The sequence below is a fragment of the Thiovibrio sp. JS02 genome (assembly GCF_053485635.1).
This window is the reverse complement of the sequence record NZ_CM130715.1, coordinates 315,690-329,265: the sequence shown is the minus strand read 5'-3', so window position 1 is coordinate 329,265 and position 13,576 is coordinate 315,690. Positions and strand designations below refer to the sequence as shown.

At 58.4% G+C, this 13,576-nt stretch carries 11 protein-coding genes; 2 read left to right on the top strand and 9 right to left on the bottom strand.

Annotation, left to right across the window (positions count from 1 at the left end; translation table 11 throughout):
• Positions 1-183: 183 nt before the first annotated feature.
• Complete coding sequence (aprA, locus tag ACUUL3_RS01545) at positions 184-2,199, bottom strand: adenylyl-sulfate reductase subunit alpha (protein ID WP_448553938.1); 2,016 nt, start codon at positions 2,197-2,199, stop codon at positions 184-186.
• 48 nt (positions 2,200-2,247) lie between these two features.
• Positions 2,248-2,676: an adenylyl-sulfate reductase subunit beta gene (gene aprB / locus ACUUL3_RS01540; protein ID WP_448553936.1), complete on the bottom strand. Its 429-nt coding sequence runs from the start codon at positions 2,674-2,676 to the stop codon at positions 2,248-2,250.
• Between the two features lie 322 nt (positions 2,677-2,998).
• On the opposite strand from aprB, the gene ACUUL3_RS01535 reads away from it, so the two are divergent.
• The gene (locus ACUUL3_RS01535; protein WP_448553934.1) at positions 2,999-3,208 is read left to right on the top strand and encodes a hypothetical protein; all 210 of its coding nucleotides are present in this window, start codon (positions 2,999-3,001) and stop codon (positions 3,206-3,208) included.
• A gap of 62 nt (positions 3,209-3,270) precedes the next feature.
• Positions 3,271-4,239 carry a YkgJ family cysteine cluster protein gene (locus ACUUL3_RS01530; RefSeq protein WP_448553932.1) on the top strand — a complete coding sequence of 323 codons (969 nt, stop codon included), beginning with the start codon at positions 3,271-3,273 and terminating at the stop codon, positions 4,237-4,239.
• Here the strand turns inward: ACUUL3_RS01530 and ACUUL3_RS01525 are convergent, their stop codons facing one another.
• The 7 genes from ACUUL3_RS01525 to murC form a co-directional block, all read right to left on the bottom strand.
• Complete coding sequence (locus ACUUL3_RS01525) at positions 4,240-5,688, bottom strand: two-component system sensor histidine kinase NtrB (protein ID WP_448553930.1); 1,449 nt, start codon at positions 5,686-5,688, stop codon at positions 4,240-4,242.
• Positions 5,681-7,408: a radical SAM protein gene (locus ACUUL3_RS01520; protein WP_448553928.1), complete on the bottom strand. Its 1,728-nt coding sequence runs from the start codon at positions 7,406-7,408 to the stop codon at positions 5,681-5,683. Before ACUUL3_RS01520 ends, ACUUL3_RS01525 begins: the two co-directional genes overlap by 8 nt.
• Positions 7,409-7,787: 379 nt before the next feature.
• Positions 7,788-8,963: a cell division protein FtsZ gene (gene ftsZ, locus ACUUL3_RS01515; RefSeq protein WP_448553926.1), complete on the bottom strand. Its 1,176-nt coding sequence runs from the start codon at positions 8,961-8,963 to the stop codon at positions 7,788-7,790.
• 66 nt (positions 8,964-9,029) lie between these two features.
• Positions 9,030-10,262, bottom strand: coding sequence for a cell division protein FtsA (gene ftsA, locus ACUUL3_RS01510; protein WP_448553924.1), 1,233 nt, complete (start codon positions 10,260-10,262; stop codon positions 9,030-9,032).
• Positions 10,263-10,300: 38 nt separating this feature from the next.
• Positions 10,301-11,125, bottom strand: coding sequence for a cell division protein FtsQ/DivIB (locus ACUUL3_RS01505; RefSeq protein WP_448553922.1), 825 nt, complete (start codon positions 11,123-11,125; stop codon positions 10,301-10,303).
• Positions 11,126-11,134: 9 nt separating this feature from the next.
• Positions 11,135-12,187, bottom strand: coding sequence for a UDP-N-acetylmuramate dehydrogenase (gene murB, locus ACUUL3_RS01500; protein WP_448553920.1), 1,053 nt, complete (start codon positions 12,185-12,187; stop codon positions 11,135-11,137).
• Complete coding sequence (murC, locus tag ACUUL3_RS01495) at positions 12,174-13,565, bottom strand: UDP-N-acetylmuramate--L-alanine ligase (RefSeq protein WP_448553918.1); 1,392 nt, start codon at positions 13,563-13,565, stop codon at positions 12,174-12,176. The genes murB and murC overlap by 14 nt, the downstream gene beginning before the upstream one ends.
• Positions 13,566-13,576: the final 11 nt, after the last annotated feature.

Here is a 13,576-nt window from a genome sequence, read left to right as displayed (position 1 = left end):
TCCATTTGTGTAAAATTTATTTATGGTGCAAAGTAATTCTTTTGGGTCAATGGGCCAGCCAATACCATGAACGCTTGGTCAACTCAACCAAAAAAACCGGTCTGCAGCGCATAGAAAAATCTCCAGGCACCGGTAAGGTGCCTGGAGATTTGTTTAACCATTATGACTGTTACCGGGAACAGCTTAGATCCACGGCTCGGTCTCAACGATGTTGATGCAGTTGACCTTTTCGCACTTCCACTCCTGGGTTGCAGGATTAAAGGTGGAGTTAACAAAGGCCTTCCAGTTGGCATCGTCACAGGTCGGGAAGTCAGAGCGGTAGTAGAAGCCCGGGTAACGGGATTCTTTACGGAACTCGATGTGACGGATATGGGTCTCTACACACCAGATACGATGGTAGTTCTCCCAGGCGCGCATCAGCTCGTGCAGGTCGCCGGCAGCCATCAGCTCGGCGTCTTCGCGCAGCATGCGGAGAAGATCCAGGCAGATGTTGAGCAGCTTGCCAGAGGTCATGTAGTAGGTGGCAACACCGCCGCCGTACTCGTCGGTGGCCTTCATCAGGCGCATCATCAGACCAGCGGGCTTGCAGTAGTTGGGGTTAACGTCGGCAGCGGTGGTCTTGCCAACGTGCTCGAGGTAGCGCTTAACCGGAGCGTATACTTCGTCAGCATACTCCTGAGCGGACTTCGGCAGCTCGGGCTTGAAGGAAGCGTTGTCACGGCAGAATTTAACCATCTGCTTGGCAACAATACGACCCTCGGCATGAGAACCGGAGGAGAACTTATGACCGGAAGCGCCAACGCCGTCACCTGCGGTGAACAGACCGTCAACGGTGGTCATGCGGTTGTAGCCCCACTTGTACTGATGGCTACGGGGACCGTCTACGGTCGGAACCCAGTCCTCGTTCGGGCCGGAGGTCCAGATACCACAGCAACCGGAGTGGCTGCCCAGCATGTACGGTTCGGTCGGCATGATCTCGGAACCAACCTTCTCGGGCTCGATGTTCATGCCTGCCCAGAGACCGGCCTGACCAACGGACATATCGAGGAAGTCTTCCCATGCCTCGGACTCGAGATGCTTCCAGAACTTCTGTACGGACTTCTCGTCCATGCCCTTGGCACGACGATCATCCAGGAAGGCGTTCAGGGCTACGTCGGTGGCCATGTAGATCGGGCCGCGACCAGCCTTGAGCTCGTTCAGCATCAGGTGGTTACGCAGACAGGTCGGGGTAACCGCAGACTGACCGTAAGGCATGAACTTGGAGAGTTCGTCCTTCACTGCATCGCTGTTGGCGTAGAACTCACCAAGGCCGTTCTGTACTTTGGCCTTGAAGAGAAGGAACCAAGCGCCAACCGGGCCGTAACCGTCTTTGAAACGAGCCGGGGTGAAGCGGTTTTCCATCATGGTCAGGGTGGCGCCAACCTGTGCACACATGGTGTAGGTGGAACCAGCGTTCCATACCGGGTACCAGGCACGGCCCTTACCCTCACCGGTGGACCGGGGACGGAAGATGTTTACAGCACCACCGCAAGCGCAGAGTGCGGTCTTGCAACGGAAAACGTGAACCTTGTTCTCACGGGTGGAGAAACCAACGGCACCAGCGATCTGGTTGGCCTTGTTCTTGTCGAGGATCAGCTTTACAATGAAAACGCGCTCAAGGATGTTCTCCTCGCCGAGCGCGGTTTTGGCAGGCTCGGCAACGATGCACTTGTAGGACTCACCGTTGATCATGATCTGCCACTTACCGGTACGAACCGGAACGCCACCCTGACGCAGGGTCGGGGCGGGCTTGGAACCGTCAAGGTTCTCGCCATCTGCGTCTTTCTTCCAGATGGGCAGGCCCCACTCTTCGAAAAGCTTAACAGACTCGTCAACGTGACGGCCGAGATCGTAGATGAGGTCTTCACGGACAACGCCCATCAGGTCGTTACGAACCATTTTCACGTAGTTCTCGATGGGGTTCTCGCCGATGTAGGTGTTGATGGCGGAAAGACCCTGAGCAACAGCACCGGAACGCTCCATGGAAGCCTTGTCAACCAGCTTGATCTTCAGGTCGGCGGGAGCCCATTTCTTGATTTCGAAAGCGGTACCACATGCAGCCATACCACCACCGATGATCAGAACATCGACATCGTGCTCAACAACCTCGGGATTAGCAACGGCGGGCAGTTCGCCCAGCGGCTTATTAGGTAATGCCATAACTTAATCTCCTATAAAGAAATTTGTTGAATTCAGTTATCCAAAAACTTACTTGGCAAGCATGGTCGGCTTCTTCAGCTCGGTCTCAAGCAGCAGGCACTCGTCGTCGAGATTGGCGCCTTTCTGACCAACATAGGCATTGGCAGCACCCTCAGCGGTGGTCCGGATGGGGAACTTGAAACGCTTCATGTTGCCGTTACGGAACTTGACGGTCCACATGATGGAATCGGAGCTCCGCATCGGATGAACCATGCCGCCCATGGGAACGAAGTCGTTGTAACCGCGAACAGCGATTGCGCCCTGCGGACAGATCTTTACGCAAGAGTAACATTCCCAGCATGCATCGGGCTCCTGGTTGTAGGCCCTCATCTCCTCTTTGTTCAAGACCATCAGGTCGTTGGGGCAGATGTACATGCAGGCAGTCTTGTCACCGCCCTTGCAGCCGTCACATTTGGAAGGATCTACGTAACTTGGCATTCACTAACCTCCTCAATTGGATTGAATTTTCCGGACTTCGATTCCCCGAAGTCCGCATTTACCTTATTACTTTGATAGCCGCCCGACTTTCACACCCACACCGGCATCACATCTTCCGGCTGCATGTAAAGATTCCAGAGACCATCGGTATATAAATATTTTTAAAGAGCGACAAACGATTGATTTGCCTGTCTTTCTTGACCACATAATCATGCAGCGACGCGGAGTTCCGAAGGGTCCTCCACACAAAACTGAAGAGCCACTCAGTTTTCAGAACATTGGTCTGTATAATTTCTCACCTGATAAATGTCAAGAAAAAAACATGGCGGGCAATGTCCTACAAATCTTCTGGCGGACTGCCCTTGCGGGATGGTGTTTTTTATTTTTTTGGCGGACGATTTCAGCTTTTGGCGGCCAGAAGACCCCTCCTGTTCCAAGCCCTTCCTTTTTCATTATTGTCCCCGGCACACAAATGAATTTGACACATGGCTTTTCGGTGATTACTGTGGTCCTGATTTTTCAGTACGCGTAATAATTTTTTATTTTTTTTCGCATAATCCCTTAGATAAACGCTATTCCCCACGGGAGTTACTGATGAGTGATCCAAAAAAGAAAGCCCAATCCGTTTCCATAGACAAATCCATGTTCGGCGCGGACAAGAACCCGACCCATATCCTGCCGACCAAGCTCGCCGCGGACAGCAAGCTGAAATTCCGCTGCCATCCCGGAGTTTCGTGTTTTACCGCCTGCTGCGGCAATATCAACATCATTCTGACGCCTTACGATATCCTCCGGATGCGCCGGGGCATCAACCTGCCGGCCGATGAATTCCTCCTGCGCTTCACCACGCCCGTCTACCTTGAAAAAACCGATCTTCCCGGCGTTAAAATCCACCTGGATGAAAATGGCCGCTGTCCCTTTGTCACCGAAGAAGGATGCACGATTTATCCCTATCGGCCCACCACCTGTCGCTACTACCCGGTGGGGATGTCCTATTTTCATGCCGCCGGCAACGAGGGCTCCGGCGCCGAAGAATTTTACTTCCTGGTCAAGGAACCCCACTGCAAGGGCCATGAGGAGGAAAATGTCCAGACCATCCGTGAGTGGCGCAAAGACCAGGGCATAGACGAATCCGACGAGATGAACCGGGAATGGATGGAAATCGTCATGCGCCGCAAGTCCTTCGGGCTGCAGGCCACCTTGAGCGAACCGGCCAAGAAGATGTTCTTCATGGCCAGCACGGATCTCGACAAGTTCCGCGACTTCGTCTTCAACAGCTCATTTCTCAACATTTACGAGGTGGACGAGGAAACTCTCAAGGAAATCAAGGAGGACGACATCGCCCTGATGAAATTCTCCTGCAAGTACCTTTCCTCCTCCATGTTCGGGACCAACGAGTTGAAAATCAAGGCGGAAAAGATCAAGGAACGCGCCGAGCAGATCAAGCAGGAGCAGGGCGATATGGAGAAACGCGCCATGGAGACCTACGAGGATCTGCGCCGTGAACGGGATCAGCTCCAAAAAAGCATCGAGATGAAGAAAAAGGCTGAAAAAAAGAAGTGATTATTTCGCGGGGAGGGTGATCGCAAAGGTCGCGCCCTCCCCTTCCCTGCTCTCCACCGCGAGGGTTCCCCGGTGGCTGTCGATAATATTCTTGACTATGGCCAGGCCAAGGCCGGTGCCCCTGTTCTTATCCGTATAAAAGGGCGTGAAAATATGCTCCAGCTTGTCCGGGGCAATGCCCACGCCGGTGTCGCTGACGGTGATTCTTACCGCGGATGCTGGCCTGTCATAGCTTGTCGTCACCTTCAGCCTCCCCCCTTGCGGCATGGCCTGCACGCTGTTGACCAAGATATTCAGGCAGGCCCGATAAAATAGGTCGTGGTCAAAGGGGATCTTCGGCAGATCCTCGGCAAGCGCGGTTTCCAGAACGATTTTATCATGCTCCAGCTCAGGTTCCATGAACTTGAGTATCTTGCCCAGCAACTCGTTGAGCGAGCCGGGCGTGGGCTTCGGCTCCTGGGGGCGGGCAAAGTCGAGAAACTCCCGGACGATGCCGTCAAGCCTGCTGGTTTCCTCGACAATGATGTTGGCCAGGTGCTCGTTGCCCGGCGCCACGCTTTTCAGGCGTTTGCCCAGAATCTCCGCGGTGCTGCGCACGATACCCAGGGGATTTTTGATCTCATGGGAGACGGAAGCCACCATCTTCCCCAGGGTGGCGAGGCGCTGGCTCTGGTGGAGCTGCTGCTCAAGGCGGCGCCGCTCCCGTGCCCGTGCCTCAATGATCCGCTCCGCTCTGGCCACGATGAAACCTAAGACCGTGAAGAGGGCGGACATGATCAGGACCGAGGTGAGAATGATGGAGCCCTGCAACCGGACAATCACCTCGAAATCCTCGGAAAGATCCTGCACCACCTCGATCACCCCCATGATCATGTCGGGATTCTGGCTGAAGGGCTGGGACTGGCGAAAAGGAATGAAGGTGCTCAACTGCGAGGAAATCGGCTTTGCCCCGGGCAGGAGGTTGATGAGCGAACCGGTTGAACGCACCACGGAGTTGCTTTCCCCGTTCAAGGCCTGCTTGTACTCCTTGCCACCCTCTCCGGTCCGGCCGATGCGCGCCGGGACAGTGCTGTAGGAAATGATATTTTCCTTTGAGTCGAAGATGGTTACCGACTGAATGCGCATGCCGTGGGTGGTGTTGCGGACAATGGTATCCAACCGGTTGAACTGCTGGGGATTTCTGAGGGCGATCTTGCCGTAGCGCAAAATCGTGGGCAGGACAAACTGCTGAAACACCTGATGGCTGATGTTCTCGGCAACCACCAGGGCGTAGGCCTCGCTCCGCTGGAGCAGAACCTTTTTCGCGTGGTTTGAGATCACCCAGGAAAGCACCAGGGTGAAGACCAGAAATACGGTAAGGCCGCTGAAGGAAAAAAACTTCACCAGCCGAAAGGGCTTCATGCCGGCGATGGTCGCCGTATCAAGGGTATCGTTTCTCTCCTCAACCATGGCACACTCCACAACGCCTGCATTTGGCGGGATCGCAGGCGACGGTCAATTGCTCCGCCAGCGCCTTTTCGTACTCCGCCCAAAGATAGCGCCGGTCGATGCCGTGGTCGATCACCTCCCAGCAGAAAAGCTCTTCACGGCCACGCTGCCGCCCGGCCACCTCCTCCGCGCTCAGCCCCTGTTCCCGCAGAGCCTGCCGCCAGTTACGCATCCCGAAAAGCATGGCATAGAGGGCCAGCCCCACCCGCCGGTCACCGCGGGCTAAAACCGCCTGCGTATAGGCGATGCCGGGTTGATCGACGAACAAGCGGGCATTGGCCATGGCGGCAACCCCTTTTTTGAGGATTTTGATTTTGCTTTTCAACTCCGCCGGCGGTGCAAAAGGATGAAACTGAAAGGGGGTCCAGGCCTTTGGCACAAAGCTGTTGACGCTCAGGGTGAGATTGCTCACCCTCCCCCTGGCCCTGCCCACCGCCAACAGGGTTTGCCGCACCTTTTCGGTGAGAGCCAGCAACTCCAGCATATCCTCCTCGGTTTCGCCGGGCAAGCCGATCATGAAATAGAGCTTCAGATTGGTGATCCCTGCCCGCACCAACGCCTCGGCGGCCAGAAGCACATCCGCTTCGCTGATCCCCTTGTTGATCACCTTTCGCAACCGTTCCGAGCCGCCGTCCGGAGCGATGGCGGCGCTCTTCAGATTGCTGCGCTGCAGGAGCAGGCAAAGCGCGGGGCTGATCGCGTCGGCCCGCAGCGAGGAAAAGGAAAGGGCGCAACCCTCGCTGAGCAGATAATCGGCAATGCGGCCCAGATCCTCACTCTTCGCCATCTCCATTCCCAACAGGCCGATGCGCTTGATCTCTTCCGGCCGTTCCCGCAGGGCGGCAAGAATGGCATCCGCCTGCCAGAGGCGGGGGGGGCGGTAGACAAAGCCTGCCGCGCAGAATCTGCAGCCGCGGCTGCAGCCCCGACCGAGTTCGGCCAGGAACATATTGCTGAATTCCATGTCCGGAGAGAACAGCTGGGAATGGGCCGCCCTGCTCCCGCCATCGAGAAAAAGGCGCCGCACCCGGGCAGGCGCGCCCGGAGCCGCCTCAATCCTTTCCAGCACCCCATCCTCACCATGGACCATGGTATAAAAGCGGGGTGCATAGCAGCCGGGAAAATTTTCCACCACTTCGCGCAGCAGGGCCTCCGGCTCGGCACTCCTGATCTCCCCGAGCAAAAAAGTCATGAGTCCGGCCAGAACCGGTTCCGCCTCGCCCACCACAAAAAGATCGATAAAGGGGGCCAGCGGCTCCGGATTGATGAAGGAGGCGACGCCGCCACCGATGACAAGCGGTGCTCCGGGACAAAACGTGGCCATCCCGGCGGAGCGGTGCGCCGCCAACGGTTCGATCCCGCCCGCGGCGAGCAGGGCCAGCAGGTTGGGAAAATCCTGCTCAAAGCTCAGCGAGCACAGGAGGATCGGAAAATCCCGCAGGGGACGGTTGGACTCCAGGGAAAGCGGCGGCTGCCCCCCCTCATGGAAGAACCGTTCGCAGACCACACCCGGCAGGGTGTTGAGCAGGGAATAGACCAGCTGAAAACCGAGATTGGCATTTCCCAGTACATACCGGTTCGGAAAAAGCAGGGCAACCGGCAGCAGGCCTTTCCATTTTTTCCGGTGGGTGCCTTTTTCTTGGGCCAGATAATCGGGAGATGCAGGTTGGCGTTGGCGCATGGTGTCCGGATCAAACCTGCCAGCAATGTGAAATGGCTACCGGCAGCAACGGGGGAGCGAGGGAGTGCTCCCAGCCTCGCTGGGGGCAGTATGGGCGGCAAGGTTCACTGTTCACAATCCTGAGACGAAGAAACGATCATTCCCCGCCGCAACCTTGTCCGCGCCGCGCGAAACACGCCGCCGGCAACAAGGGACGGCCAATGGCGCCCATGGCTTTGTTTTCTGCCGCCGTTCTCGCACAACCCCTTGCCTGTATTGGGTCCGGCAAGGGGCTGCCAATGTTGCGGCAATCACGACGCCCGCGACTGGAACGGGCGTTGCCCTGCCGTTCCCCGACATCGGGGAATGGCTCCGTGTGTTTGGGGGAGACGCGGAGCCATCAGCTTTCATTCCGGCGCAGGAAGGTGGGCCGTTCATAATCCTGATCGCCCAGGATGTTTCTGGCATAGGCATCATGGATGCCGTTGACCACCTTGGCGCTTTGCTCCATGCTGCTTCTTCCGCATCTGTTGCGAAAGGGAAGGGGCTGCGCGGTGGTTTCCCGTTTCTTCTGGACGAGCTGCACCTTTTCCGGCAGCTCCTCGACCTCTTCAAGAGCATCGCGGATGCCGGTGGCGATAACCGTCACCTGCAGCTCTTCCCCCAGGGTTTCATCGAAGATGACGCCCAGGATGATATTGGCCTCGTCATGAACCTCTTCGTAAATCTTGGTGGTCGCTTCGGTCACTTCCGCCATGGTCAGGGAATCCTGGCGGGCGGAGATGTTGACCAGCACGCCGCGGGCGCCGTCGATGCTGATGTCCTGCAGAAGCGGGCTGTTGATGGCCATATTGACCGCTTCCACCGCCCGGTTGTCGCCCACGCCGTAGCCGGCGCCCATGAGGGCGGGACCCATTTCGTTCATGATCGCGCGGACATCGGCGAAGTCGGGGTTGATATAGCCGGGGAGATTGATGAGGTCGGTTATGCCTTTTACCGCCTGCACCAAGACATCGTCGGCCATCTTCATGCCGTCGATGAAACGGGTGCCTTTCTGGCTCAGGGAGATGAGCCGGTCGTTGGGGATGGTGATGATGGTGTCCACATGCTCCTTGAGCTGTTTCCAGCCGTTCTCAGCATTCTTCATCCGGGCCCGTCCCTCGAAGGCAAAGGGCTTGGTCACCACGCCGACGGTCAGGGCGCCCATCTCCTTGGCGACCCGGGCCACCACCGGAGCGCCGCCGGTGCCGGTGCCGCCGCCCAGGCCGGCGGTGACAAAGACCATGTCGCTGTCCTTGAGCAGTTTTCTGATTTCCTCGATGCTCTCCTCCGCCGCCTCCCGGCCCCGTTCCGGGTTGGCGCCGGCGCCCAGGCCCTTGGCTACGGATTTTCCGAGTTGCAGGCGGATGTCCGCCTTGGACTGGTCCAGGGCCTGCACATCGGTGTTGCCGGCGATGAATTCCACGCCGAGAATTTTGCTGTCGACCATGGTGTTGACCGCGTTGCCGCCGCCGCCGCCGACCCCGAACACCTTGATCCTTGCCCTCGATTCCGTTTCCGCCAATTTGAATGACATAACCTGCTCTCCCTGATTAAGGTCTCCGTCCATCTCCCCAAAAGCCGGACGCATGTTGAGCTGCCCTTAAATGATATTTTTAAACCAGTCTTTCATCCGACCGGCCACTCTTGTCAATACGCCGCCGTTGGGCCGCTTGAAACTCTCGCCGGGACCGTGCTTCATCCCGTAGATAACAAGACCGACACCGGTGGCCCATTGCGGGGTGTTCACCACGTCCACCACCCCGCCGATATTTTCCGGGTGACCGATGCGCACCGGCAGGTCAAAGATCTGTTCCGCCAGTTCTTCCATATTCTCGAGAAGCGAGGTGCCGCCGGTGAGCACCATGCCCGCGTTGACCATCTCCTTGTAGTTGGACTCGACCAGTTCCTGGTTGATGAGAGTCAGCATCTCCTCGACCCGGGGTTCGAGAATCTCGCCCATCACCTTACGGGACAGCTTGCGGTTTTTCCGCCCGCCCACGCTGGGCACCTCGATGACCTGATCCTTGTCGATCATGGAGGCCAGAGCGCAGCCAAACTCCTCCTTGAGGCGTTCCGCCTCCTTCAGGGGGGTGCGCAGACCGATGGAGAGATCGTTGGTCAGATTGTGGCCGCCCAGCCCCAGAACAAAGGTATGCTTGATGGTGCCGTCGGCAAAAACCGCCAGATCCGCGGTGCCGCCGCCGATATCGAGAAGACCCACCCCCAGCTCCATCTCTTCCTTGGTGAGCACCGCTCCTGCCGAGGCCAGGGGTTCGAGCACCACGTCGGTCACTTCGAGCCCTGCCCGGTTGCAGCATTTGACGATATTATGCACCGCGGTCACCGAACCGGTGACGATATGCACGTCCGCTTCGAGACGGACACCGGTCATGCCGATGGGATCCTGGATATCGGCCTGCCCGTCCACCATGAATTCCTGCGGGAGGACATGGATCACTTCCTGGTCCGGCGGGATGGGCACGGCCCGGGCGGCATCCACCACCCGGTCGATATCGTCCTGACGGATCTCGTTATGCTTGATGGCGATCAGGCCGTGGCTGTTGAAGCTCTTGATGTGGCTGCCGGCTATCCCCACGTAAACCGCGTTGATCTCGCAGCCGGCCATGCGCTCCGCCTCATCCACCGCCTGACGGATGGAATGCACCGTGCTTTCAATATTGACAACCACCCCGCGCCGCAGGCCAACGGAAGGATGTCTGCCTATGCCGATGATATCGACCCGGTTGTCGTGCACTTCACCCACCACCACGCAGATTTTGGTGGTGCCGATATCCAGCCCGACAATCAGTTCGCCTCTTTCCTCTTGTGCCATTTCCTCACCCTTAAGCCGGAGCGTGTGTTCCTCATTGCTCACACGGGGCCGACAAATCCCACCAACACTTTATTACGCGCATAATCCATCTTGATATAGGCGGTTTGCGCGAATTCCTTACTCTTGTACAGACGATAGAGCACCTTGGCCAGCCAGTAATACTTGGTGTTCATGCCCCCCCTGCCGAGATGGATCGGAAAGGGTCTGTCCACCAGAAAAAGAACCAGTTCCCTGTCGCCAACCAGGTGCAGCTCCGAGATGTTCTGCTTGGGAAGAATCGAGCTGCCCTGCCCCGCGTACTTGATGAACTGCAGGGCCTCCCCCAGGAGCGAGTCCTTGACCGCGGCCGGCCACTGCTCCTTCTTCATCCCGGTAATCACCGGAAAATCCATGTCCTCCGGCGGCAGGACCTGGGCAAAATCCACGCCGTACTGGTCCAGATAAAAAAGCTCCTTGCCAAGACTGACGATGGCCACCGGCACCCGCTCCTTCACCGTTATGTTCAGGGTGTTTGGCCAATCCCTCTCAATCTCCACCGACTCCACCCATTCGTGGGTCTCGATATTTGACTTCACCTTCCGCACATCCAGGGCCAGGAGGTTGCTGTGCACATCCACCCCGCTCAACTCGAGGATCAGATTTTTCGTGGTCCGCCGACAGCCCTGGATGTTGGTGGCTGTTATCTGAAAAAAATCCGAGCGCCCCAGGCCCTTATAGACAACGAAGACGCCGGCGCCCATTGCGGCGCAGACCAGAAGAAAACCAGCGGCGAGAATGGCCAGCTTCTTCCTCAGGCCCAGGCTCGGCTGTTTCTTCTTTAGACCGTAGCGCTGCTGGATGGTCTTTTTCTTCTGCAAGGCCATTTCGATCCCTTATAAAGAGCGCGCCGGGAGGATCTTCACTTCCGGCTCCAGCCAGATGCCGAACCGGGCCCGCACCTTCTCCTGCACCAGCCCCATGAGTTCCAGAAAATCGCGGGCCGTCGCCCCGCCGGTGTTGACCAGGAAATTGGCATGCTGCGGAGAAACCTGGGCCCCCCCGATCCGCCTTCCCTTTAAGCCGGCATCCTCAATGAGCTTGCCGGCGGCCGGCCCCTGGGCCGGGTTTTTAAAAAAAGAGCCGGCGCTGGGCATTCCCTGCGGCTGTTTCGCCTTGCGCCTTTCCAGCAATTCCCTGCATTTCTCCCGCATTTCCCGCCGATTTCCCGCGCATAGCCCAAATTCCGCCGCGGTCACCACCATGCCGTCCGTCGCCAGTTTCCGGTAGGAGAAATGCAGCTCCGTCCTTGCCTTTCTCACAACCTGCCCATTCCGGTCGATAAAAGTGACCGCGGCGATTTTTCCCGCCATCTCGCTTCCCCAGGCTCCCGCGTTCATGGCCACGGCCCCGCCCACCGACCCGGGAATGCCGATGGCAAACTCGAGGCCGCTCAATCCCTCGCCAAGACACCAGTTCACCAGCTTCATCAGACCGCAGCCCGCTTCGACCCGCACCCTCACCAGGCCCGCCCGGTCGGCGGCCTCGGCATGCAGGGCGGCAAATTTCCTGCCCAGCAGGATGATCACCCCGTCATAGCCGGCATCCGGCACCAGGAGATTGCTGCCCCGGCCGATGACATGCCAGCTCAGCCGCATCTTCTCTAAAATCGCGAGCAGGCCGGCCAGCTCCGCGGTGTCGGCCGGGCTGGCGACCGCCCTGGCCGGCCCGCCCACCCGCAGGGTACAGTAGCGGGACATGGGGGGATTCACAAGCAGCTCCCCCGGCCAGAGTTGTTGCAATTCCTTGAGCCAATCCGCCATCACCTTGCTTTCCTTGTCAGCGACCGTCGACCTCTCTCCCGCGTTCAGCCCGCGAACGACCCGACCATGGTTCGCCAGCGGGCCGTCGAAAAACGATTTTCCCGGCAGCCGGTCAGGCTGCAACATGTCTCTGCTCCAGTTTCTGAAGAAGTTCTTCGCCTGCCTGGTAGATGTTCCCCGCCCCCAGGGTCAGCACGACATCCCCTGGCTGCAGCAGATGGCGCACCGTGCGCGCCAGGGCATCCACTTCGGCGACATACTGGCAATTCTTTTGCCCGTGCAGCTTGATCTCCTCCAGGAGGGCCGCGCCGTTCACCCCTTCGATGGGTTGCTCGCTGGCCGCGTAAATTTCGGTGAGCAGCAGGACATCCGCCTCGTGAAAGGCGGTGGAAAACTCCTTGAACAGGCCGGCGGTTCTCGTATAGCGGTGGGGCTGGAACATGACGATGAGGCGCCGCTTTGGCCAGGCGGAGCGCATGGCCGCCAGGGTCGCCCGTATTTCCGTGGGATGATGCCCGTAATCGTCAACCACGGTGATGCCGTCGCACTCCCCCTTGATCTGGATGCGCCGCTGCACCCCGCTGAAGGTTCTCAATGCCTCCCGAATGGCGGAAAAGGGGATGTCCAGCTCAAGCCCCACGGCGATGGCGGCCAGGGAATTGTAGACATTATGCTGACCCGGCACGTTCAGGGTGATTTCGCCCAGCACCTCCCGCTCCCGGCACACCTCAAAGGTCGAGGTCAATCCCTTGGCCTCGATGGCCCGGGCATGGATATCGGCCTGACTGGTCAGGCCGTAGGTGATGGTCCGTTTGCGGATCTGGGGCAGGATGGCCGCCACGTTCGGATCATCGAGGCAAAGCACCGCTGCCCCGTAAAAGGGAATCTTGTCGATGAAGTCCAGGAAGGCCTTTTTGATCTCTTCGATATCGCGGTAATGGTCCAGATGCTCCAGATCGATATTGGTGACGATCTCCACCGCCGGCGAGAGCTTGAGGAAGGAACCGTCGGACTCGTCCGCCTCCGCCACCAGGAATTCCCCCTCGCCCAGCTTGGCGTTGCTGCCGATGCTGTTTACCTTGCCGCCGATGACCACGGTGGGGTCAAGGCCGGCCTCGGCCAGAATCCAGCCCACCATGGAAGTGGTCGAGGTTTTGCCATGGCTGCCAGCCACCCCGATCCCGTATTTTTTCAGACGCATCAGCTCGGCAAGCATCTCCGCCCGCGGAATCACCGGGATATGGGCGGCCCGGGCCGCCTGCACTTCGGGGTTGTTTTCCTTGACCGCCGAGGAGATCACCACCACGTCGGCGCCGGCTATCCATTTGCCCTGATGGCCGACGAAGACCTTGCCTCCCAGCCCGACCAGCCGGCGGGTAATCTCGGTCTCCCTGAGATCGGAACCGCTCACCCGGTAGCCGAGGGTCAGGAGCAGTTCCGCGATGCCGCTCATGCCGATGCCGCCGATGCCTACAAAGTGAATATGCTGTGTTTTCTTATACATTCGTTTCGTTC